The organism is Pseudomonas sp. PS02302, from assembly GCF_029959585.1.
In the GTDB taxonomy this organism is placed as follows: Bacteria; Pseudomonadota; Gammaproteobacteria; order Pseudomonadales; family Pseudomonadaceae; genus Chryseomonas; species Chryseomonas aestiva.
In genome coordinates, this window is the sequence record NZ_JASCON010000090.1 from 1 (window position 1) to 21,055 (window position 21,055).

At 67.2% G+C, this 21,055-nt stretch carries 21 protein-coding genes and 2 pseudogenes; 10 read left to right on the top strand and 13 right to left on the bottom strand.

All coding sequences use genetic code 11. The annotated features are described in order from the left end of the window. The 9 genes and pseudogenes from QMX82_RS22105 to aspS all read right to left on the bottom strand — a co-directional run. Window positions 1-447: pseudogene (locus QMX82_RS22105) on the bottom strand (cell envelope integrity protein TolA); the annotation flags it as partial. After that, window positions 447-893 (bottom strand): protein TolR, encoded by a 447-nt coding sequence (gene tolR, locus QMX82_RS22110; protein WP_282287608.1) that lies wholly within the window; start codon window positions 891-893, stop codon window positions 447-449. The gene tolR and the pseudogene QMX82_RS22105, both read right to left, overlap by 1 nt. A gap of 11 nt (window positions 894-904) precedes the next feature. Next, window positions 905-1,597 carry a protein TolQ gene (gene tolQ, locus QMX82_RS22115; RefSeq protein ID WP_208691962.1) on the bottom strand — a complete coding sequence of 231 codons (693 nt, stop codon included), beginning with the start codon at window positions 1,595-1,597 and terminating at the stop codon, window positions 905-907. 2 nt (window positions 1,598-1,599) lie between these two features. Continuing rightward, window positions 1,600-2,049 carry a tol-pal system-associated acyl-CoA thioesterase gene (gene ybgC, locus QMX82_RS22120; protein WP_133861227.1) on the bottom strand — a complete coding sequence of 150 codons (450 nt, stop codon included), beginning with the start codon at window positions 2,047-2,049 and terminating at the stop codon, window positions 1,600-1,602. Window positions 2,050-2,100: 51 nt separating this feature from the next. Beyond that, window positions 2,101-3,153 carry a Holliday junction branch migration DNA helicase RuvB gene (gene ruvB, locus QMX82_RS22125; protein WP_208691963.1) on the bottom strand — a complete coding sequence of 351 codons (1,053 nt, stop codon included), beginning with the start codon at window positions 3,151-3,153 and terminating at the stop codon, window positions 2,101-2,103. Between the two features lie 4 nt (window positions 3,154-3,157). After that, window positions 3,158-3,760 carry a Holliday junction branch migration protein RuvA gene (gene ruvA, locus QMX82_RS22130; RefSeq protein ID WP_282287613.1) on the bottom strand — a complete coding sequence of 201 codons (603 nt, stop codon included), beginning with the start codon at window positions 3,758-3,760 and terminating at the stop codon, window positions 3,158-3,160. A gap of 46 nt (window positions 3,761-3,806) precedes the next feature. After that, entirely contained in the window at window positions 3,807-4,367 is a 561-nt protein-coding gene (gene ruvC / locus QMX82_RS22135; protein WP_007160336.1) for a crossover junction endodeoxyribonuclease RuvC, read from the bottom strand. Continuing rightward, window positions 4,367-5,113 (bottom strand): YebC/PmpR family DNA-binding transcriptional regulator, encoded by a 747-nt coding sequence (locus tag QMX82_RS22140; protein WP_133861230.1) that lies wholly within the window; start codon window positions 5,111-5,113, stop codon window positions 4,367-4,369. The genes ruvC and QMX82_RS22140 overlap by 1 nt, the downstream gene beginning before the upstream one ends. Window positions 5,114-5,218: 105 nt before the next feature. Then, entirely contained in the window at window positions 5,219-6,994 is a 1,776-nt protein-coding gene (gene aspS, locus QMX82_RS22145; RefSeq protein ID WP_133861231.1) for an aspartate--tRNA ligase, read from the bottom strand. A gap of 211 nt (window positions 6,995-7,205) precedes the next feature. Here aspS and QMX82_RS22150 point away from each other — a divergent pair, with 211 nt between their 5' ends. From QMX82_RS22150 to QMX82_RS22160, 3 genes and pseudogenes are all read left to right on the top strand, one after another. Continuing rightward, window positions 7,206-7,676 carry a Dps family protein gene (locus QMX82_RS22150; RefSeq protein ID WP_132832088.1) on the top strand — a complete coding sequence of 157 codons (471 nt, stop codon included), beginning with the start codon at window positions 7,206-7,208 and terminating at the stop codon, window positions 7,674-7,676. A 39-nt stretch (window positions 7,677-7,715) separates the two neighbouring features. Next, window positions 7,716-8,150, top strand: a pseudogene (locus QMX82_RS22155) (cold shock domain-containing protein membrane protein); the annotation flags it as partial. A gap of 120 nt (window positions 8,151-8,270) precedes the next feature. Further along, entirely contained in the window at window positions 8,271-8,486 is a 216-nt protein-coding gene (locus tag QMX82_RS22160; RefSeq protein WP_166655908.1) for a cold shock domain-containing protein, read from the top strand. A gap of 58 nt (window positions 8,487-8,544) precedes the next feature. On the opposite strand, the gene QMX82_RS22165 is transcribed toward QMX82_RS22160, so the two are convergent. Beyond that, complete coding sequence (locus QMX82_RS22165; RefSeq protein WP_208691967.1) at window positions 8,545-10,635, bottom strand: LTA synthase family protein; 2,091 nt, start codon at window positions 10,633-10,635, stop codon at window positions 8,545-8,547. Window positions 10,636-10,952: 317 nt separating this feature from the next. Between QMX82_RS22165 and QMX82_RS22170 the strand changes: the two genes are divergently transcribed. From QMX82_RS22170 to QMX82_RS22195, 6 genes are read left to right on the top strand one after another with little or no spacing between them, the layout of a single operon-like run. Continuing rightward, window positions 10,953-11,912 carry an AAA family ATPase gene (locus QMX82_RS22170; RefSeq protein ID WP_133862363.1) on the top strand — a complete coding sequence of 320 codons (960 nt, stop codon included), beginning with the start codon at window positions 10,953-10,955 and terminating at the stop codon, window positions 11,910-11,912. 1 nt (window position 11,913) lies between these two features. Beyond that, on the top strand, window positions 11,914-12,852 hold the full coding sequence (locus QMX82_RS22175) for a DUF58 domain-containing protein (RefSeq protein ID WP_282287626.1): 939 nt from the start codon (window positions 11,914-11,916) through the stop codon (window positions 12,850-12,852). Beyond that, window positions 12,849-13,343 (top strand): DUF4381 domain-containing protein, encoded by a 495-nt coding sequence (locus QMX82_RS22180; RefSeq protein ID WP_282287628.1) that lies wholly within the window; start codon window positions 12,849-12,851, stop codon window positions 13,341-13,343. The genes QMX82_RS22175 and QMX82_RS22180 overlap by 4 nt, the downstream gene beginning before the upstream one ends. Further along, window positions 13,336-14,334 carry a VWA domain-containing protein gene (locus tag QMX82_RS22185; RefSeq protein ID WP_282287630.1) on the top strand — a complete coding sequence of 333 codons (999 nt, stop codon included), beginning with the start codon at window positions 13,336-13,338 and terminating at the stop codon, window positions 14,332-14,334. The genes QMX82_RS22180 and QMX82_RS22185 overlap by 8 nt, the downstream gene beginning before the upstream one ends. Next, window positions 14,331-16,004 (top strand): tetratricopeptide repeat protein, encoded by a 1,674-nt coding sequence (locus QMX82_RS22190; RefSeq protein WP_282287632.1) that lies wholly within the window; start codon window positions 14,331-14,333, stop codon window positions 16,002-16,004. The genes QMX82_RS22185 and QMX82_RS22190 overlap by 4 nt, the downstream gene beginning before the upstream one ends. Further along, window positions 16,001-17,581, top strand: coding sequence for a BatD family protein (locus QMX82_RS22195; RefSeq protein WP_282287634.1), 1,581 nt, complete (start codon window positions 16,001-16,003; stop codon window positions 17,579-17,581). The genes QMX82_RS22190 and QMX82_RS22195 overlap by 4 nt, the downstream gene beginning before the upstream one ends. Here the strand turns inward: QMX82_RS22195 and QMX82_RS22200 are convergent. Both QMX82_RS22200 and yedA read right to left on the bottom strand, forming a co-directional pair. Beyond that, window positions 17,569-18,234 carry a YceH family protein gene (locus QMX82_RS22200; protein ID WP_282287636.1) on the bottom strand — a complete coding sequence of 222 codons (666 nt, stop codon included), beginning with the start codon at window positions 18,232-18,234 and terminating at the stop codon, window positions 17,569-17,571. The genes QMX82_RS22195 and QMX82_RS22200 overlap by 13 nt on opposite strands. Before the next feature lie 40 nt (window positions 18,235-18,274). Further along, complete coding sequence (yedA, locus tag QMX82_RS22205; RefSeq protein ID WP_282287638.1) at window positions 18,275-19,183, bottom strand: drug/metabolite exporter YedA; 909 nt, start codon at window positions 19,181-19,183, stop codon at window positions 18,275-18,277. A gap of 151 nt (window positions 19,184-19,334) precedes the next feature. On the opposite strand from yedA, the gene QMX82_RS22210 reads away from it, so the two are divergent. Then, window positions 19,335-19,772 (top strand): Lrp/AsnC family transcriptional regulator, encoded by a 438-nt coding sequence (locus QMX82_RS22210; protein ID WP_208691973.1) that lies wholly within the window; start codon window positions 19,335-19,337, stop codon window positions 19,770-19,772. Between the two features lie 61 nt (window positions 19,773-19,833). On the opposite strand, the gene QMX82_RS22215 is transcribed toward QMX82_RS22210, so the two are convergent. After that, the gene (locus QMX82_RS22215; RefSeq protein WP_282287639.1) at window positions 19,834-20,619 is read right to left on the bottom strand and encodes a DUF2076 domain-containing protein; all 786 of its coding nucleotides are present in this window, start codon (window positions 20,617-20,619) and stop codon (window positions 19,834-19,836) included. Window positions 20,620-21,055 lie beyond the last annotated feature (436 nt).

Consider the following 21,055-nt stretch of genomic DNA (forward strand, 5'->3'; position numbering starts at 1 on the left):
GGCGGCCTGGTATTGTTTCGCGGCCCCAGCGTTGGCCGCGGCGGCTTTGCCCGCCGCTTCCGTTTGCTGCGCCTTTCGAGCGTCGTCGGCTTTCTTTTGTTCCGCGGCCTGTTGCTGGGCTTCCTTCTGTTGCTGAGCCGCCTTGGCCGCCGCCGCTTCGCGCTGGGCTTCCTGCTGCTCGCGACGCTGCTCCAGCTGCTCCTGCTCGTACTGCTTGGCCGCGGTCTTCTTCGCCTCCCCCGCCAGTTTCTGCTCGGTCTGCACCTGCGCCGAACTCTTGGACTTGAGCTGGACCAGCGTGGCCTGGACGACCGGACGCGACTGGGGCAATTCAGGGGTGAAGGCAAAGCTGACAAACAGCAGGCCGAAAATCAGCACATGCAGGGCGATTGCCCAGATGACCGGCCAGAAATAACTTTCGGACGACGAACGCTCGCGGTGTCGCATCAAGGCGCCTCGGTAATCAACCCGACGTTGGGCACGCCGGCCTGTTGCAAGGCACCCATGGCGCCGGCGACGACACCATAGTTGGCAGCCTTGTCACCCCGGATGAACACCTGGGTGTCCGCACGCTGACGCATAATGGCACCGACCTGCTGACTCAGTTGGGGAAGCGACACTGCGGTCTCGGACTTGGCCTTCTGATCGGTATCCACCTCGGAACCGACGTTCCAGTAGTAGGTACCGTTGGCCTTCACCGAGACGGTGAGGATCTGCTTGTCGTTGTCTTGCGGCAGGGCCTGGCTGTCGACCTTGGGCAGCTCGACCTTGACGCCCTGGTTGAGCATGGGCGCCGTCACCATGAAGATGACGAGGAGCACCAACATCACGTCGATGTAGGGCACCACGTTCATCTCGGCGACGGGCTTGCGTTTCTTGCGGCGAGGGACCATGGGATACCTCTTTATTCTTCGCTGGTGTGGACTTTGCGGTGCAGGATGGCCTGGAATTCGTCCGCAAAGGTGTAGTAGCGGTTGATCAGCATTTCCGAGCGGGCAGCGAAGCGGTTGTAGGCCACGACGGCGGGAATGGCGGCGAACAGACCGATGGCGGTGGCGATCAGGGCTTCGGCGATGCCGGGAGCAACGGTGGCCAGGGTCGCCTGTTGGGCGGTGGACAGGCCGCGGAAGGAGTTCATGATGCCCCAGACGGTACCGAACAGACCCACATAGGGGCTGGTGGAACCGACGGTGGCCAGGAACGGCAGGGCCTGATCAAGTTTTTCTTCCTCACGGGAGATGGCGACGCGCATGGCACGCGAGACGCCTTCCATCACGGCATCGGGATCCACGCCGGGTTGCTGACGCAGGCGGGAGAATTCCTTGAAGCCGGCGCGGAAGATCTGCTCGACGCCGGAGTCCGGGTCGGGGTTGCTGCCGGCCTGGCGATACAGCTTGGACAGATCGATGCCCGACCAGAATTTCTCTTCGAAGGCATCCAGGGAACGCTTGGCGGCGCGCATGGCATTGCCGCGCTGGATGATCATGATCCAGGACGTGACAGAGGCTGCGACCAGGATGAGCATCACCAGTTGCACCACCAAGCTGGCGTTGGCGATGAGGCTCCACATGGACGTATGGTCGACGTTGGGTTGCACGCTTAATCTCCTGATTGAATTGACGCCGGATTTCCGGCAAGAACCGTTCGCATGGCTGCAGGGATAGCCCTGGGCCTGAAGCTGTCAGCACGCACGCAGGCGACCGTCACCCACCCTTCACAGAGCAGGACAGCGTCCCTGGCGCGCCGGACCTCCTGGTGAAACCTGAGGCTGGCGCGCTTCGCCTCGACCACCTCGGCACCGATCAGCAACTCGTCATCCAGTCGCGCGGGCGCATGGTAGCGCGCTTCGCTGCTATGGACGACGAACAGCAGACCATCCCGGGCGAGTTCGGACTGGGCATAGCCCAGCGCGCGCAGTCGCTCGGTGCGGGCGCGTTCCATGAACTTGAGGTAGTTGACGTAATAGACGATGCCGCCGGCATCGGTATCTTCGTAGTAGACACGACACCTGAGGACGGACGGCGACGGGCTCCGCGATTGCGCGTGCATACTCTAGAACCTAGCCTCGCCGTTGCCAATCAGAAATGTTCGCAACTGCATTTAATTACCATTGACCTCGAACAGATCGGGTGTGCCACCCTGGGCCAGACGCGTCGGCAGATTCAGTCCGAAGTGCAGATAGGCATGCCGGGTCACCACCCGTCCCCGCGGTGTGCGCATGATATAGCCTTGCTGGATCAAATAGGGTTCCAGCACGTCTTCGATGGTGTGACGCTCTTCGCTGATGGCGGCAGCGAGACTGTCGACGCCCACCGGGCCACCGTCGAACTTGTCGATCATGGTCAGCAGCAGACGGCGATCCTGGTGATCGAACCCCTGGGCATCGACGTCCAGCAGATCCAGGGCACGACTGGCGATGTCGTGGCTGATGTGACCCTGCCCGCGCACCTCGGCGAAGTCCCGCACCCGCCGCAACAGGCGATTGGCGATCCGCGGCGTGCCGCGCGCCCGGCGGGCGATTTCCATGGCCCCTTCGGCTTCTATGGCGAGACCGAGGATACCGGCCGAGCGGGTGACGATGGTGGCCAGGTCCGCGGTACCGTAGAACTCCAGACGCTGGACGATTCCGAAGCGATCGCGCAGCGGATTGGTCAGCATGCCGGCGCGGGTGGTCGCGCCGATCAGGGTAAAGGGCGGCAGATCCAGCTTGATGGAGCGAGCCGCCGGGCCTTCACCGATCATGATGTCAAGCTGGTAGTCCTCCATCGCCGGATAGAGCACTTCTTCGACGACGGGGGACAGCCGATGGATCTCGTCGATGAACAGTACATCGCCCGCTTCCAGGTTGGTCAGCAGCGCCGCGAGATCGCCCGGGCGTTCCAGCACAGGGCCCGAGGTGCTCTTCAGGGAAACCTGCATTTCCTGGGCGATGATGTTGGCCAGGGTGGTCTTGCCCAGGCCGGGTGGGCCGAAGATCAGGGTGTGGTCGAGGGCCTCGCCCCTACCCTTCGCGGCCTGGATGAACAGACCCATCTGGTCGCGCACCACCGGCTGGCCGATGTAGTCGGCCAGGCGCACCGGACGGATGGCGCGATCCTGGAATTCCTCCCGGTCGCGGCCAGTGCCGGAGATGAGGCGATCGGTTTCTATCATGGGATCAGACCATGCCCTTCAGGGCGCGACGAATGAGTTCCTCGCTGGAAAGGTCGTCCCCTTCCACGGCGGCGACGGCGCGACTGGCTTCCTGCGGCTTGAAGCCCAGGGCGACCAGGGCGCTGACCGCATCGGCCTCGGCGCTGGCCACGACGGCGGCCTGATTCGGCAGGACCAGGGGAGCGATGCCGGGCAGGCTTTCCCAGGCCTTGAAGCGGTCCTTCAGCTCGACCAGCAGGCGCTCGGCAGTCTTCTTGCCCACCCCCGGCACCTTGACCAGGGCGACCGTGTCCTGGGCTTGCACACAGCGAACCAATTCATCTACCTCGAGACTGGACATCAACGCCAGGGCCAGCTTGGGGCCGACACCGTTGAGCCGGATCAGCTCGCGAAACAGCTCACGCTCGCGCTTTTCCCCGAACCCATACAGCAGGTGCGCATCTTCCCGTACCACGAGGTGGGTATGCAATGTGACGATTTCACCCTGGGGCGGCAGCCGATAAAGGGTCGTCATGGGCACTTCGACCTCGTAGCCGACTCCGCCCACGTCGAGCAGGAGATGCGGCGGCTGCTTTTCCGCCAGGGTGCCACGTAGACGACCGATCACAGGGATACCTTCCTAACGTTGGAGCGAGAGGGTTGAGCGGATGGGACTAAAGCCGCAGACGCCCGCCGCGGCGGCGGGTCGCCAGCAGGCCATGGGGCACCAGGCTCTGCCGGGTATGGGCATGGCACAGGGCGATGGCCAGGGCATCGGAGGCGTCGATCTGCGGCTTTTCGGTCAGCCGCAGCAGGTGCATGACCATCAGCATCACCTGCTGCTTGTCCGCCCCGCCGTTGCCGACCACGGCCTGCTTGACCTGGCTCGCGGTGTACTCGGAGATCTCCAGGCCACCCTCGGCGCCGGCGACGATGGCCGCACCCCGGGCCTGACCCAGCTTGAGCGCCGAATCGGCGTTACGCGCCATGAACACCTGCTCGATGCCCATGGTGACCGGCCCGTACTGGGCGATGACGTCGCGCACGCCGCGATAGACGATCTGCAACCGCTCGGGCAACGGACCGTTTCCCGTACGGATGCAGCCGGAGGCCACGTATTCGCAGCCCCGCCCGGTGTCGCGCACCACGCCAAAGCCGGTCAGCCGCGAACCCGGGTCGATACCCAGCACCAGGGTGCCGGGCGCATCGGGCGGCAGGCGCTCGTAGAGGGACATCAGCCGAGCTGCTCCATGACATCCTCGGGGATGTCGGCGTTGGAATAGACGTTCTGCACGTCATCCAGGTCTTCGAGCATGTCGATCAGCTTGAGCACCTTCTGCGCGGTATCCAGATCCAGGGTCGCGGAGGTCGAGGGGATCATGGTCACCTCGGCTTCGTCGGCCTTGTAGCCGGCGGCGGTCAGGGCTTCGTTGACGGCGATGAAGTCGGCGAAGCTGGTGAAGACGTCGATGGAGCCATCGTCGTTGGCCACCACGTCGTCGGCACCGGCCTCCAGGGCCGCTTCCATCAGGGCGTCTTCGTCCAGGCCGGGGGCATAGCTGATCTGGCCCTTGCGCTCGAACAGATAGGCCACCGATCCGTCGGTACCCAGGTTGCCACCGCACTTGTTGAAGGCGTGGCGGACTTCGGCCGCGGTGCGGTTGCGGTTGTCGGTCATGGCTTCGACGATGATGGCGACACCGCTCGGGGCGTAGCCTTCATAGGTCAGTTCCTCGACGTTCTCGCCTTCGCCGGCACCCACGCCACGGGCAATGGCCCGGTCGATGGTGTCGCGGGTCATGTTGGCGGTCAGCGCCTTGTCCACCGCCAGACGCAGGCGGGGATTGTCGGCAGGAACGCCGCCGCCCTGGCGCGCGGCCACGGTCAGCTCACGGATGATCTTGGTGAAGATCTTGCCTTTCTTGGCATCCTGGCGTTCTTTGCGATGCTTGATGTTGGCCCACTTGGAATGACCGGCCATAAGCTACTCCAATCTCTTGACGAAGACGGCACCGGCGGCGAGGGCCGCGGCGCACTGAAAAAGGGAAACGGAGGGCATCACCTGGGCGCCCTCCTCCGATAGGACTTATTCCGCCTTGGGCTGCTCGCGCAGGCGGATGTGCAGCTCGCGCAGGGCCTTGGCATCGACCGCGCCGGGCGCCTGGGTCATGACGTCGGCCGCACTCTGGGTCTTCGGGAAGGCGATGACTTCGCGAATCGAGGAGGCGCCGGTCATCAGCATCACCAGGCGATCCAGACCGAAGGCCAGGCCACCATGGGGCGGCGCGCCGAACTTGAGGGCGTCCAGCAGGAAGCCGAATTTCTCTTCCTGTTCCTCGGCGCTGATGCCGAGGACCTCGAAGACCGCCTGCTGCATCTTCTTGTCGTGGATACGGATGGAACCGCCGCCCAGCTCGGTGCCATTGAGCACCATGTCGTAGGCCCGCGACAGGGCTGCGCCCGGATTGGCCTTGAGCGCCTGCGGGTCGCACTTGGGCGAGGTGAAGGGGTGGTGCATGGCGGTCAGGCTGCCATCGTCGTTTTCCTCGAACATCGGGAAGTCCACCACCCACAGCGGCGCCCACTGGCAGGTCAGCAGGTTGAGGTCGTGGCCGAGCTTGATGCGCAGCGCGCCCAGGGCTTCGGAGACGACCTTGGTCTTGTCCGCGCCAAAGAACACGATGTCGCCATCCACCGCGCCGACGCGGTCGAGGATGACGTTGATGTTGTCCAGCGGGATGTTCTTTACGATGGGCGACTGCAGGCCCTCGACGCCGGCGGCGCGCTCGTTGACCTTGATGTAGGCCAGGCCCTTGGCGCCATAGATGCCGACGAACTTGGTGTAGTCGTCGATCTGCTTGCGCGGCATGCTCGCCCCGCCCGGGACGCGCAGGGCGGCGACGCGGCACTTGGGATCGTTGGCCGGACCGGCGAAGACCTTGAAGTCGACGTCCTTGAGCTGGTCTTCCACATCCACCAGCTCCAGCGGGATGCGCAGGTCCGGCTTGTCGGAACCGAAGCGACGCATGGCTTCGGCCAGGGTCATGTGCGGCAGCTCGCCGAATTCGACGTCCAGCACTTCCTTGAACAGGTTGCGCACCATGGTCTCGGTGATGTCCATGATGTCTTTTTCATCGAGGAAGCTGGTCTCGATGTCGATCTGGGTGAATTCCGGCTGGCGGTCGGCGCGCAGGTCTTCGTCACGGAAGCACTTGGCGATCTGGTAGTAGCGATCGAAGCCGGCGACCATCAGCAGCTGCTTGAACAGCTGGGGCGACTGCGGCAGGGCGAAGAAGCTGCCGGGATGGGTACGGCTGGGCACCAGGTAGTCGCGGGCACCCTCGGGGGTGGCGCGGGTCAGGATCGGGGTTTCCACGTCGAGGAAACCGTTTTCGTCCAGGTAGCGGCGGATGCTGGACGTGATGCGCGAACGCAGCTTGAGCTTCTCGGCCATCTCCGGACGACGCAGGTCGATGAAGCGATAGCGCAGGCGGGTCTCTTCACCGACGTCGGTGTACTCGTTGAGCGGGAACGGCGGGGTCTCCGCTTCGTTGAGCACTTCCAGTTCGTAGCCCAGCACCTCGATGGCGCCGGAGGCCATGTTGGCATTGCGCGCGCCTTCAGGCCGCAGGCGTACCTTGCCGGTGAGCCTGACGACGTATTCGCTGCGCACGCGGTCGGCCTTGGCGAAGGTTTCGGCGCGATCCGGATCGAACACCACCTGGGCCAGGCCTTCGCGATCGCGGATGTCGAGGAAGATGACCCCGCCGTGGTCACGGCGGCGGTGGACCCAACCGCAGAGGGTGATTTCCTGGCCGTCCAGGCTCTCGTTCAACTGGCCGCAATAGTGGCTGCGCATCATGATCGTGGTTTCGCTTCTCTAGAACAGGCTGAATGCGTGGAGGCACCGGGCCGCCAGGACCGGGTGCTCGACTGAACGGGAGATTCTATATCATCCGTCACGATTTTACCGTAGCCGGGCGCGCAGCTCGACGTGCGAACACTGGCTAAACGGCCAGCGGTTCTGTGATAGCCTCGGAGCCCTTCGCAACCGACGCACAGGAGCCGTCAGCATGGAAATCAACATCGGAATCGCCGAACAGGATCGTGCCCAGATCGCCGAGGGCCTGTCGCGCCTCCTGGCCGACACCTACACCCTGTATCTGAAGACCCACAACTTCCACTGGAACGTGACCGGGCCGATGTTCAACACCCTGCACCTGATGTTCGAGACCCAGTACACCGAACTGGCGGTCGCCGTGGACGACATCGCCGAGCGCATCCGCGCCCTCGGTTTCCCGGCGCCGGGCACCTATGCCGCCTACGCCCGGCTGTCGAGCATCAAGGAAGAGGAAGGCGTACCGGACGCCCAGGAGATGATCCGGCTGCTGGTGCAGGGTCAGGAAGCCGTGGTGCGGACCGCCCGGGGCATCTTCCCGCTGCTGGACAAGGTCAGCGACGAGCCCACCGCCGATCTGCTGACCCAGCGCATGCAGACCCACGAAAAGACCGCCTGGATGCTGCGCAGCCTGCTGGCCGCCTGAGTCCGGCTACCATCGCGGGCCACGGCCCGCGACGGTGCCATGATTGAGCGGCCCTCACCTTTTGGGTTTAATAAGGACGCGCTTTTCGCGCCGGGTCATTCCGCTGTCGGGCATCGCTCCGGCAGTTCGGCAGACCCGTGTTATCTATCCCAAGGTGATTTCACATTGAACACGTTATCTACTGTCCATGTCGTGGTGGGCGCTGCTGCGCTCCTGTTATCGGCGATTCCCGGACTGCAGTCCGATACCTCGTCCTTCGATCAACCCGAGTCCATCCACCTGGCCCTGCTGGGTCTTGCCACCCTCCTCTTCACACCTTTCTCCCGTAGCCGCAGCAGCGGCGCCCAGAAACTCGCCAGCGTCCTGCTGGTGCTCGCCGTCGTGGCCCAGACCTTCATCCTGCTGGCGCCCCTCGAGCAGATCGGTGGCCTGCCGGCCGAGCTGGTGCCGCTGGCGCTGACCCTGATCGCCGCCCTGGCCAGCTTGCCGGAGAAGTTTCGCGGCCAGGCCGGCAGCGCTCCCGTGGTCGATGCCGAGGCGCGCCCGCGCCAGGCCGCGCGTCCGGCGCCGGTTGCGGCCGCCCCGGCACGCCCGCTGGCCGATGACCGCGAGCGCGGCACGGTGAAGTGGTTCAATACCTCCAAGGGCTTCGGCTTCATCTCCCGCGATACCGGCGACGATATCTTCGTGCACTTCCGTGCGATCCGCGGCGAAGGTCACCGGGTGCTGATGGAAGGCCAGCGCGTGGAGTTCTCGGTGATCCAGCGGGACAAGGGCCTGCAGGCCGAGGATGTGATCATCGCGGCCTGATCCGTACCAGGCAAAAGAAAGGCCGCCCATGGGCGGCCTTTTTCATGGGCGCGCGAGGCTACTGCCGCTGGGCGGCGGCTGCCTTGCTGTCGTTCATGCCGGTGGTGTTGCCGAGCAGGCTGGCGGTGGCGATCTGGATGAAGGCCTCCAGGCGCTTCTGCAGCTCGGGCGCGCTGGCGTCGCCCTTGAGTACCTCGCCACCGGCCTGGGTGCCCAGGTGATAGCGATAGAGCACGGCGTCGCGATCACGCGGCTTGACCAGGATGCGATCGCCGGTAACCAGGGCCACGGTCTGGTCGCTGCCCGACGGCTTGATCACCGCCACGCCCGGATCGCCCTGGGGCAGGCCGAGCAGGTCGCGGCCCCAGCACTGGTGCTGGGTCGGCTTGCCGAAGCGGGCCAGCACCGTGGGTACCACGTCGATCTGGCTGCCCACGGTGTCGCGACGGGCGCCAAAGGTTTCCTGCACGCCCGGACCAATCAGCAGCAGCGGCACGTTGAAGCGCGACAGGTCCATCTCGGTGATCTGCTCGTTGTTGCCGAAGCCATGGTCACCGACGATGACGAACAGGGTGTCCTGGTACCAGGGCTCCTGCTTGACCTTGGCAAAGAACTGCCCCAGCGACCAGTCGGCATAGCGCATGGCGGTGAGGTGCTCGTCGAGCGAGCCGTGGCCGGTGACCGGGGTGACCGGCAGGTCCTTGGGCAGCGCATAGGGGGTGTGGTTGGACAGGGTCTGCAAGAGCGCATAGAAGGGCTTGCCGTCCGGCGCCTTGGCCAGGGTATCCAGTTCCTGCACGGAGCGGTCGAACATGTCCTGGTCGGAGACACCCCAGGTCGGATCCATGAACACCGGATTGACGAAGTCTTCGCGACCGACGAAGCGGGTCATGCCCTGGTTGCTGAAGAAGCCTGACTGGTTATCCCACTGGAAGTTGCCGTTGTAGACGTAGACGTCGTCGAAACCGCGGGTGCTGAGCAATTGCGGCAGACCGGAGAACTGGTGGGCGCCCTCGGGCATGCGCATCAGGTACTCGAAGGCCGGCAGATTGGGGAAGCAGGCCATGGTGGCGAACATGCCCTGGTGGGTATGGGTGCCGTTGGAAAAGAAGCGGGTGAACAGGGTGCCCTGCTTGGCCAGGGCGTCGAAGTTGGGGGTGATGCCGTCTTCGTTGCCCAGGGCGCCGATATAGCGACCGGCCATGCTTTCCATGAGGATCACCACCACGTTGCGCACCTTGGGCAGCTGGCCATCGGTGGGCGGGGTATAGATCCGGCGGACGGCGGCCTTGTCGGCGTCGATCAGTTCGTCACGCGGGGTCAGCAGCAGCTGCCGGGTGGTGGCCAGCGCCTCGGCGGCCGGCATGGTGGCCTTCCAGCTGTTGTCGCGATGATCGGAGAAGCTGTTCTCGGCGGCATTGATCAGCGTCAGGGTGCCGTTCAGACCCAGATGGTTGGCGAACATCGAATCGGTGGTATAGGCGTCGCCCCAGCGCAGCGGCGGCCCGGATCTCAGGGTGCCACGGGCGGCGATGACGGCTACCACCAGGCAGAGCATGAAGACCGCGCCCCGGCGATACCAGGCGGCCGGTCGCGCCGCGGCATGACGCCGGGTGGCCCGCTCGACGCCAAAGAACACCAGGCCCAGCAGCAGGGTCGCCACGGCCCAGGCCAGCAGCAGGCGCACCACCGGGAAGCCGTTCCAGATCATGCTGGTGACGGTGTGCAGGTCTTCCTGCATGTACTGGAACACCAGGCTGTTCAGGCGCTGGTGGAATTCGCGATAGAAATTCAGCTCGCCGACGCCCAGCAGCAGGCAGAGGCTGGCGGCCAGGGTGAACCAGCCGGCCTGCAACCGGCGCGCGGCCATGGCTCTGGCGCTCAACAGGCAGAGCAGCGAGGGCACGCAGATGTAGACCACCAGGCGCAGGTCGAAGCGGGCACCGTTGAAGAAGGCCTCGGCGAAGGTGGCGAAGGGCGAATCACCGATCAGGTCGGTGTTGTAGCCCAGCAACGCCAGGCGCAGCAGGGTGAACATGACCAGCAGCGCCAGGCCGCAGCCCAGGACGAAGCTCAGGTGGCTGCCCAGCGTCGGCACCGGTCGGATGCCGGGGGTGCGCGGGGATTGGGGGACTTCCGTTTGCGACATGAAAACACCTTGTCAAAAGCAGCAGGGATTCGCGGCGCGTGGCCAGCGGCTCGGGATCGGCCACGCAGAGGCCTCGGGCGCGGTCGGCAGGCGTGGGAGTTTAACCATCCGGCGCGATCGCGCCAGTCTTGGCCGTTCGGGATTGGCCGAAGCGAGACCTCCGCCGCGCCGTCAATCGCCCAGCCTGAGCAGGAGCTCGTCAAAATTTCGTCAAGGACTGCTCTGGTTGCGACGTCAGCACAGGCATGGGCGGCAGCCGCCGCTTGCAGTAAAATCCAGCACCCTTGACCGCTCCAGTGCCGTATTCAGGATGTCCCATGGCTCACCGTGACGCTCTGCAGATGCTTCGCACCTACCTGACCAGCCAGATTCTTGGCCAGGAAACCCTGGTGGAGCGCCTGCTCATCGCGGTGCTGGCGGATGGTCATCTGCTGGTGGAAGGTGCCCCGGGGCTGGCCAAGACCAAGGCCATCAAGGACCTGGCGGAAGGCCTGGAGGCCGATTTCCATCGCATCCAGTTCACGCCCGACCTGCTGCCGGCCGACATCACCGGCACCGAGATCTATCGCCCGGACACGGCGACCTTCTCCTTTCAGCAGGGGCCGATCTTCCACAATCTGGTGCTCGCCGACGAGATCAACCGGGCACCGGCCAAGGTGCAGTCCGCGCTGCTGGAAGCCATGGCCGAACGCCAGGTGAGCATCGGCCGCACCTCCTATGCCCTGCCCGACCTCTTCCTGGTGATGGCGACCCAGAATCCCATCGAGCAGGAGGGCACCTATCCGCTGCCCGAGGCCCAGCTCGATCGCTTCCTGATGCACGTCAAGATCGGCTACCCCGACGCCTCGGTGGAGCGTCGCATCCTGGCCCAGGCCCGTGGCGAGGCCCTGGACGGCGAGACCCTGCCGACCGAGCGCGTCACCCAGGCGGAGATCAATGCGGCCCGTCGCGAGGTGCTCGGGCTGTACATGGCCGATGCCGTGGAGGAATACCTGGTCCAGCTGATCATGGCGACCCGCACCCCGGGGCGCTTCGACCAGGACCTGGCGCACTGGATCACCTATGGCGCCAGCCCGCGTGGCTCCATCGCCCTGGATCGCTGCGCGCGCGCCCATGCCTGGCTGGCCGGACGGGACTTCGTCAGCCCGGAGGATATCCAGGCGGTGGTCTTCGACGTCCTGCGCCACCGCGTCATCCTGTCCTTCGAGGCGGAAGCCGCCGGCATCGATCACGACCGGGTGGTGCAGCGCATCCTCGATCTGGTGGCCGTGGCCTGAGATGGCCGAGCGCAACGGCGTGACCCTGAGCCTGGCCGAGCTCATCGAAATGCGCCACCGGGTGGTCGAGGTGCAGCTGTTTTCCGCGGCCGGACGACGCAGCCCGCTGATCGGCCTGCACCACTCGCGCCTGCGCGGCCGCGGGGTGGATTTCGACCAGGTGCGCGCCTATCAGCCCGGCGACGACGTCCGCGCCATCGACTGGCGCGTCACCGCTCGCACCCGCGAACCCCATACCAAGCTGTTCCATGAAGAGCGCGAGCGCCCGGTCTATCTCCTGCTGGAGCAGAGTCCGCGCACCTTCTTCGGCACCCGCCAGCAATTCAAGTCGGTGCTGGCCGGGCGGCTGGCCGCGCTGATCGGCTGGGCGGTGCTGGAGCACAACGACCGTATCGGCGGCATGATCTTCGGCGGCGAACGCCTGCACGAGGTGCGCCCACGGCGCAGCAAGCAGAATCTGCTGCGCTTCTTCGATCACCTGGTCACCGCCAATCGGGCGTTGCAGGACCCGGCCCTGGCCCAGGTGCCGCGCATCACCTTCAACCAGGTCCTGCGCCGTGCTCGCGAGGTGCTGCGTCCCGGCAGCCTGGCGCTGGTGATCTGCGACGAGCGCAGCCTGGACGTGGCCACCGAGCAGCACCTCACCCTGCTTTCGCGGCACAGCGACCTGGTCCTGCTGCCGCTCTCCGATCCGCTGGATCATGCATTGCCCCAGGCCGGCCTGCTGCGTTTCACCAGCGGCCAGGCCGAGGTGGAGCTGGATACCGACCGCGCCGACGTCCGCCAGGGCTATGCCGAGCAGGCCGCGCAGCGCCGTGAACGCTGGACCGAACTCAGCCTGCGCCTGGGCATTCCGCTGCTGCCGCTGTCCACGGCGGACGATCTGGTCGAGCAGTTGCGACATCTGTTGCGGCAACATCGGCCGGGGTACACCTCGTGACCCCCGGTCTGCCGACGCTGGAGCCGCTGCGGCTGCCAGCGGAACCGGCCTGGTGGCCACCGGCGCCGGGCTGGTGGTTGCTGCTGCTGGTCGTGGTGGCCCTGAGTTTCTTTCTGCGCCACCGTCGCGGCCGGCGGCCGCTGGACAGCGCGCTCCCCGTCGAGGCGACCACCGAAGAGGATCTGCGTACCACCGCCCTGGCCGAACTGGCCCGCCTGCCGCGTCCCTATGGCGCGCCGGCCGGACCCTGGCTGCAGGCATTGAATGCGCTGCTCAAGCGCCTCTGCCGCGCCAGCTATCCGGATCAGCTCAGCCAGACCCTGAGCGGTCGCGACTGGCTGGCCTTTCTCGATTCGCGCTGCCCGGCGGCCGGCCTGACGCGCTACATGATTTTGGTCGACGGCGGCTATCGCCCGGACTGCCGGCTGAATGATCGCGTCATCGACGGCCTGCAGGACGCCGTCGCCACCTGGATCCGCAAGCATGTTTGAATTCGCCTGGCCCTGGCTGTGGCTGCTGTTGCCGCTGCCCTGGGCACTGCGCGTGCTGTTGCCCGCGGCCGACAGCGGCCAGGCGGCCCTGCGCGTGGAATTCCTCGGTGAACTCGAACACCTGGGCGGACGCATCCGCCACACCGGCGGCCTGAGCGGCGCCCGCCGCCTGCTGCCCTTTCTACTGGGCTGGCTGCTGATCCTCGCCGCCGCGGCGCGCCCCCAATGGGTGGGACCACCCCAGCCGCTGGACGTGAGCGGGCGCGATCTCCTGCTGGCGGTGGACGTCTCCGGGTCCATGGACACCCCGGACATGCCGCTGGGCGACGAGAATGTCAGCCGCCTGACGCTGGTCAAGCAACTGCTCGGTCGCTTCATCGACAGTCGCCAGGGCGATCGCGTCGGCCTGATCCTGTTCGGCTCCCAGGCCTATCTGCAGGCGCCCCTGACCGCCGACCGACGCACCGTGCATGCCCTCCTCGAAGAAGCCCAGATCGGCCTGGCCGGGCGCAACACGGCGGTGGGCGACGCCGTGGGGCTGGCGGTCAAGCACCTGCGCAAGCGGCCGGACAATAGCCGCACCCTGATCCTGGTCACCGATGGCGCCAGCAACGGCGGCGTGGTGACACCCGAGGTGGCGGCCAGCCTGGCGGCCAGCGAGCGGGTACGCGTCTATACCCTCGGCATCGGCGCCGATCCGGATACTCTGGGCGCCGGCGCGACACCCGGCGATCTTGACGAACCCATGCTGCGCCACCTCGCCGAGGTCACCAACGGCGCCTATTTCCGGGTGCGATCCAGCACCGAATTGGCCGCCGTGTCGCGCCAGCTCGATCGCCTCGAACCCATCCGCCAGCAGCCGGACCAGGCCCGTCCCACCCATGAGCTCTATCCCTGGCCGCTGGCCGGGGCGCTGCTGCTCGGCCTGGCCCTGGCGCTCGGCCGCCTGCCGTGGCCGCAGCGCTGGCAGCGTGGAGGCAAGGCCCGATGAACGACTGGCTGCCGCTGTTCCTGCGTCCCGGGTGGCTGCTGGCCCTGGTGCCGGTCGCCCTGGTGATCGGCTCGCTGCGCCGGCGCCGGCATCGCCACGGGCGCTGGCAGGCGCTGCTGCCTCCGGCGCTGCAACCCTGGCTGCTCAGTGACAGCGATCGCCAGCGCTCGCCGCTCGGGCTGGTGCTGCTGAGCCTGGCCGGGGTGCTGGCCTGCGCGGCCCTGGCCGGCCCCAGCTGGCAGCAGGGCGAAGCGCAGAACTTTCGCCGCAACGATCCACTGGTAGTGGTGCTGGCGCTGACGCCCGACCTGCTCGCCACCGACGTTACCCCCAATCGCCTGCTGGCCGTGCAGCGCAAGTTGCAGGACCTTCTCAAGGCGCGCCAGGACGGCGAGACCGCCATCGTCGTCTATGCCGGCAGCGCCCACACCCTGGTGCCCCTGACCGACGACCTGCCGACCATGGACAATCTGCTCAAGGCGCTGCGACCGTCGATCATGCCGGTGCCCGGGCAGCGCGCCGACCTGGGCATCGCTCAGGCTCTGGAGCTGCTCGGTCCGGCGCCCAGCGCCAGTGCCCGGCTGCTGCTCATCGCCAGCGGCCTGGACGACCGCGAGCGCCTGGGTATCGAGCGTCAGCTGCAGGGTCGACTGCGCCAGCTGGCGATCCTCGGCCCGGGTACGCCCCAGGGCGCTCCGGTGGCCGCCGAGACCGGCAACTACCTGAGCGACGCCGCCGGCGGCATCCGCATCGCCCGACTGGACGAAGGCCATCTGCAGGGTGCCGCCCAGGCATTGGGCGGGCGCTATCAGCGTTTGCAGCGTGATGACAACGACCTGCGCCGTCTCGGCCTGCTGGAGCGTCCCGGCGACGTGCGAGTCAGCGACGGCCGGGCCCCCTCGGACTGGCGCGACCAGGGCTACCTGCTGCTGCTGCCTCTGCTGCTCCTGGTCGCCTGCGGCGCACGCCGCGGCTGGCTGCTGTGCCTGCCCTTCTGCCTGCTGCTGACACCCCCTCCGGCGCAGGCCGGCAGCTGGGACGACCTCTGGCTGCGTCGCGACCAGCAGGCCTTGCAGCTGCTGGCCGACGACCAGGCTGGCGCGGCCGCCGACCTCTTCAGCGACGAGCGCTGGCGCGGCGTGGCGCTCTATCGCGCCGGCGACTTCAGCGGCGCCGCCGCGGCCTTCGCCCGGGATCCGTCGGCGGACGGCCACTACAATCGCGGCAACGCCCTGGCCATGGCCGGACGCCTCGAAGAGGCCCTGCGCGCCTACCGGGCGGCGCTGGTGCTGCGCCCGGATCTGACCCCCGCGCTGCGCAATCGCAATCGCCTCGAACGCCTGCTCGCCCAACGCGCCGCAGCCCAGGCCGAGGCCGCCGCCCGCAGTCGCAAGGCGCAGAACGCCAGTCAGAGCAGCGCCCAGGCCGACGAGCCGGCCAGTGGCAGTACCCCGCCGCCAGCTGCAGCCGCCGCGGCCAGCCCGCAGCAGCAGGCCCAGGCCGGCGCGGACTGGCTCGTCAGTCCCGCCTATGCCGAAGATCCTCTGGCGGAAGAGCAGCGTCAGGCCGCCGAACAGTGGCTGCGGGAGATCCCCGACAACCCGGCCGAGCTGCTGCGTCGCAAGTTCTGGTACCAGCAACAACAACGCGAGGAGAACGCGCTGCAATGAAGTCCTATCCGTTGCTGCTGCCCCTCGCGCTGCTCGCGCCCCTGCTCCAGGCGGCGGATCTCAGCGCGCGCCTGGAGCGCAACCAGCTCAGCCAGAACGAGACGCTGGAGCTCATCCTCGAGACCACCGATCCCGCGCAGTTCGGCAAGCCCGATCTCGGCCCGCTCGAGCAGGACTTCCGGGTGCTCGGGGTACGGCAGAACAGCCTGCCGCCCGGCGAGCGAGTGACCACGCGCTGGAACGTGACCCTGCAACCCAAGGCCAGTGGCGCCCTGACCATTCCCGCCCTGACCCTGGACGGCGCCCGCAGCCAGCCGCTGACGGTTACCGTGGAGGCCACCGCCGCCAGGCGCCAGACCCGCGAACCTGTCTATCTGGAAGCCGCGGTGGAGCGCAGCCGGCTCTATGTACAGGCGGAAACCATCCTGACCATCCGCCTCTACCACGCCGTGGCGCTCTATGACGACCATGTGCTCACCCCGCCCAATCCCAGCGATGCGCGGGTGGATCTGCTTGGCACCCCCCAGGTCTATGAGCGTGACGTCGAGGGCGTACGGCATGGCGTGATCGAATGGCGCTACGCCATCCATCCGTTGCAGAGCGGTACCCTGGTGCTGCCACCCCAGACCTTCAGCGCCACCCTGGCCGGCGGACTCGATGACAGCGCCCGTGCCGGCCAGCCGATCCAGCTGCGCACCCCCGCGCTGACCCTGGAAGTCCTGCCGCAGCCCGCCAGCTATCCGCCGCAGACGCCCTGGGTGCCGGCGCGCAGCCTGACCCTGACGCAACAATGGAATCCCGCGCCGGAAGACGCCCGCGAGGGCAGCGCCCTGACCCGCACGCTGCAGCTGCGTGCCGAAGGCCTGGCCCCCGGTCAGCTCCCCCCGCTGGTGCTGCCCGAAATCGAGGGAGTGAAGCGCTATGCCGAGCAACCGCGGCTGTCGCTGCAGACCCAGGCGCGCGGGCTGGTCGGGCAACGCGAGGAACGGGTCGCCCTGATTCCCACATCCACGGGTGACAAGGTCCTGCCGCCGGTGGAGGTGGTCTGGTGGAACACCGAGACCGATACCCTCGAACGCGCCACCCTGCCCGCCCAGCCCTTGGTGGTCGCCGAGGATCCGACGCTGCAACCGGTGGCATCAGCGGCGGCCAAGATCACCGCCAGTGACCGGGGACTCTGGCGCTGGCAGCTGGCGACGGCCTTCTTCGCCCTGACCACCCTGCTCGGCTTCGGCCTCTGGTGGCGCGCCCGCCGTCAGCCGGCGGTCATGCCGACCGTGCCCGATCTCGACACCCGTCTGCAGCGCGAGGAGCTGCGCCGCGCCTGCCAGAGCAACGATCCCCACGTCACTCGTCACGCCCTGGACGCCTGGGCCCGGCAGCAACCGGAAACCCTGGCGGCCATGGGGGCACGTTTCGAACCCCTGGCCGCCGCGCTCGACGACCTCAACGGGGCGCTCTACAGCGAAGCCGGTCAGCGCTGGCAGGGCGAAACGCTCTGGCAGGCGATCAATGCCCTGCCGCCGCTGACGCCGGCAGCCGTGCACGACACCCTGCCACCGCTCTATCCGCGCTGAGCGGCTTCTTCCAGCTGCGCCAGGCGCTCTTCGAGGGCGGCGATGCGGGCTTCCAGCGCCTCCAGCCGGCCTTCGCGTCCGCCGGCAGGGGTACCGCTGTCGGCGGCACTACCCAGCTGCGCGACCTGGGCGTCGCGTTCCGCCGCGGTGCCGAACAGATGCAGATAACGCTCTTCGCGCTGGCCAGGCTGTCGCCCCAGGCCGGTGGCGAGGCCGCGGGCGATCAGGCGCTCCAGGTGGTGGCGCACCTGCTCGGTATCGTCGAAGGCGTGCATCCGGCCGCTGCGGGCCAGCAATTCGCCCAGGGTCTGGGGCCCGCGCAGGAACAGCAGGGCGCAGAGCACCCACTGGGGTGGCGGGAGTTCCAGGGCCTTGTCCAGCCGCTGTTCCCAGCGATCCGCTCGGCTGCCCATGACCAGGCGGGCCAGACCGCGTTCTTCCAGATGTCGCAGTCCCTGCCCCACTTCGCCCGGGGTGAGGTTGAGCACTGGCTCGCGGCTGGTCTTCTGGTTGCAGGCCAGCACCAGGGCATTGAGGGTCAGGGGATAGCTTTCCGGGGTGGTCAGCTGCTTCTCGATGAGGCTGCCGAGGACGCGGACCTCGGTAGCCTCCAGCGGCTCTTCGGCAAAGGCGGGGGTGACTGCTTGGCTCATGACGGACTCCGCTTGGATGACGCGCCAGCCTAGCCTGCTCTCAAAGCCGTCGCCACTGCGGCAGCCCGATCAGCACCACCGCGCCCACGATGACCAGCATGGCCAGCGTTTCGGCCGGACCGATCCGCTCGCCGGCGAACAGGGTACCCAGCAGCACCGCCACCACCGGATTGACGTAGGCGTAGCTGGTGGCCGCCGCCGGGCGTACCCGCCCCAGCAGATAGAGATAGGCGCTGAAGGCGATCAGCGAGCCGAATACCACCAGATAGCCCAGCGCCAGGCAGCCACCCAGGGCCGGCCAGTGCTGCAGGCGCTCGCCGCTGAGGTAGCTGGCGCCGAGCAGCACCGCGCCCGCCACCAGCATCTCCACCGCACTGGCCATGGCACCGCGCGGCAACGGCAGGTAGCGACTCCAGATCGAACCGAAGGCCCAGGCCGCCGCGGCGAGCAGGATCACCGCCGCCCCGAGCGGCGTGGCGCTCATGGTCTCGCCCAGATTGAGCAGCGCGATCCCCACCAGGCCCAGGGCGATGCCGGCCCATTCCAGCAGGGTATTGCGCTGTCCCCAGAGCAGACCGAACAGCAGGGTGAACAGTGGCACCGTGGCGACCGACAAGGCAGCGATACCGGAGGTCACGCCCCAATGCTCGGCCAGGGTCACGCCCCCGTTGCCGACGCCCAGCAGGAGGATGCCGATCACCGCGGCCGCGGCGGTCTCCCGCGCCGTTGGCCAGGGCGCCCCGCGCCAGCGCAACCAGCCCAGCAGGAGACTCCCGGCGATAAGGAACCTCAGCCCTGCCATCAACAGCGGCGGCCAGTGCGCCACGCCGATGCGAATCACCAGATAGGTGGAACCCCAGACCACATAGAGCGCGAAGAAGGCTGCCAGCAGCGGCAGCCAGCTGGGCAGGCGCGGTGGTGCGATGCAGGGCGAGGCAGAGGTGTCCATGCGCGAGAGCTTCCTGAGGGAGTCAGGCTGCCATTGTAGAAGCGCGTGATGAGCCGGCTAAGATACAGTCGAGAGAGAAACGGCCGACCGGCCTTTGATTCAGCATACTTTTAGGGATGGCGACCTTCGATTCGAAGGCAGGGGAACGGACATGGACCATATCGATCGTCGGCTCATCGACCTGCTGCTGGTGAACGGCCGTGCCAGCTACGCGGAGCTGGGTCGCCGGCTGAGCCTCTCCGCCCCGGCCATCGCAGAGCGCATCGCCAAGCTGGAAGACACCGGCATCATCACCGGCTATGGCGCTCGTATCGACCGCCGCGCCCTGGGCTACGGCACCGAATGCCTGATCTCCCTGCGCCTGCACAGCACCAGTCAGGGCCCGGTATTGAAGAAGCTGGAGGCCCTCCCCCAGCTGCTCGCCTGTCACCGGGTCACGGGCGAAGACTGCCTGATGCTGCGGGTCGCCGTACGCGACATGGGCGAACTGGAGAGCCTGATCGATCAGCTGAATCAATTCGGCATGAGCCGTACCGTGGTGGTGCTGTCGACGCCCTTCGAGCGCCCGCTGCCGCTCGTGCCCAGCTGACGGCACACACAAAAAAACCCTGGCGCCTCGCGGCACCAGGGCTGGCGGAGCGCGACGCCTGTTAGATGAAGGAGTCGTCGTCACCACCATCGTCGAGGAAACTGCCACCGCCGCCGGTATCGCCATAGTCGGCGGCGTCCTGGAAGCCGGCGTTATCCTGGAAGCCACCGGCATCCTGGAAACCCCCGCCATTGTCATAGCTGGCGTTGTCCGCCCAGCCCCCCTGGGAGCCGGCATCGGCCAGGCCCTGGTCGGCGGTCGGCGTCTCGTTGATGACGTTGACGATCTCCTCGGGTTGCGAGTGATGGAACAGGCCCGAAATGGCCTGGGCCGCCAGCACGCCACCGGCTACCCCGGCCGCGGTCTGTAGCGCGCCGCCCATGAAACCACCCATGCGCGAGGGCGCCGCCTGGGGTGCGCCATAGCCCGGCGCAGGCTGCGCATAGCCGGGATTGGGCTGGGCATAACCCGGATTGGCGGGACGCGGCGCTGCCGGACCCGGGTCATTCCAGCCACGTGACGGCGCGGCATTGGCCGGTGCCTGACCGCCCGTTGGCTGACTGCTGCCGCCGCCGAACAGGCTGGAGAGGAAGCCACCGCTGCTTGGGCGATTCTGCTGGACCTGGGCCATCTGGCTTTCCAGTTCCTTGACGCGTTGGTCCAGCCGCTTGATGGCGGCCTCCTGGATCAGCATCGCCTGGGCCATGTAGTAGGGTGCCGCGGGCTGCTCGCGCAGGCGCTGCTGAATCAGCGCCTCGGCTTCCCGGTCACGGGGCGCGGTCTGGCCTTCCGTGGTCTTGAGACGGTCGAACAGACCTTCGATCAGCTGGCTTTCTTCGCGTTGCATGATGACCCTCCCGCAGACGGTCTACTGGTGGCCTTCCCCTGGGAACGGCCTGGATGTCGAAAGGCGCAGCGGCGTGCGCTGCTATGCCAGATAGAGGCGCAGTGGCAACTTTTCAAGCAGGTCCGGCGCTATGTTCAGCGCGGATTCAGCCAGCCCCCGCCTCTCCGGGTTCTCTCTTCTGAAGGGATACCGATGCAGCGAGTTCCAGCGCCGCGTCGGTGACTGGACAACCGGCCTGTGCTGGGGGAGGCTGCCGCTTTCCCCGCGAGACTCGCCCATGCCGCCGCTGCTTATGCTGATCGACCAGCAACAGGGGATCCGCGCGCCCCACCTGGGCCCACGCAACCACCCGGACGCCGAGTTGCGCATGGGCGACCTGCTGGCGGCCTGGCGCCCGGCCGGGGCGCCCGTGCTGCACGTCCGGCCCCTGTCGCGC

Bases quoted from the DNA above. Each gene is read 5' to 3' on its own strand.
- QMX82_RS22175 (WP_282287626.1), top strand. From the start codon at position 11,914: ATGGCCGAGCGCAACGGCGTGACCCTGAGCCTGGCCGAGCTCATCGAA.
- QMX82_RS22215 (WP_282287639.1), bottom strand. From the start codon at position 20,619: ATGCAACGCGAAGAAAGCCAGCTGATCGAAGGTCTGTTCGACCGTCTC.
- tolR (WP_282287608.1), bottom strand. From the start codon at position 893: ATGGTCCCTCGCCGCAAGAAACGCAAGCCCGTCGCCGAGATGAACGTG.
- QMX82_RS22200 (WP_282287636.1), bottom strand. From the start codon at position 18,234: ATGAGCCAAGCAGTCACCCCCGCCTTTGCCGAAGAGCCGCTGGAGGCT.
- ybgC (WP_133861227.1), bottom strand. From the start codon at position 2,049: ATGCACGCGCAATCGCGGAGCCCGTCGCCGTCCGTCCTCAGGTGTCGT.
- QMX82_RS22190 (WP_282287632.1), top strand. From the start codon at position 14,331: ATGAACGACTGGCTGCCGCTGTTCCTGCGTCCCGGGTGGCTGCTGGCC.
- QMX82_RS22185 (WP_282287630.1), top strand. From the start codon at position 13,336: ATGTTTGAATTCGCCTGGCCCTGGCTGTGGCTGCTGTTGCCGCTGCCC.
- QMX82_RS22195 (WP_282287634.1), top strand. From the start codon at position 16,001: ATGAAGTCCTATCCGTTGCTGCTGCCCCTCGCGCTGCTCGCGCCCCTG.
- QMX82_RS22170 (WP_133862363.1), top strand. From the start codon at position 10,953: ATGGCTCACCGTGACGCTCTGCAGATGCTTCGCACCTACCTGACCAGC.
- ruvC (WP_007160336.1), bottom strand. From the start codon at position 4,367: ATGTCCCTCTACGAGCGCCTGCCGCCCGATGCGCCCGGCACCCTGGTG.
- yedA (WP_282287638.1), bottom strand. From the start codon at position 19,183: ATGGACACCTCTGCCTCGCCCTGCATCGCACCACCGCGCCTGCCCAGC.
- ruvB (WP_208691963.1), bottom strand. From the start codon at position 3,153: ATGATAGAAACCGATCGCCTCATCTCCGGCACTGGCCGCGACCGGGAG.
- QMX82_RS22150 (WP_132832088.1), top strand. From the start codon at position 7,206: ATGGAAATCAACATCGGAATCGCCGAACAGGATCGTGCCCAGATCGCC.
- QMX82_RS22165 (WP_208691967.1), bottom strand. From the start codon at position 10,635: ATGTCGCAAACGGAAGTCCCCCAATCCCCGCGCACCCCCGGCATCCGA.
- QMX82_RS22140 (WP_133861230.1), bottom strand. From the start codon at position 5,113: ATGGCCGGTCATTCCAAGTGGGCCAACATCAAGCATCGCAAAGAACGC.
- aspS (WP_133861231.1), bottom strand. From the start codon at position 6,994: ATGATGCGCAGCCACTATTGCGGCCAGTTGAACGAGAGCCTGGACGGC.
- QMX82_RS22210 (WP_208691973.1), top strand. From the start codon at position 19,335: ATGGACCATATCGATCGTCGGCTCATCGACCTGCTGCTGGTGAACGGC.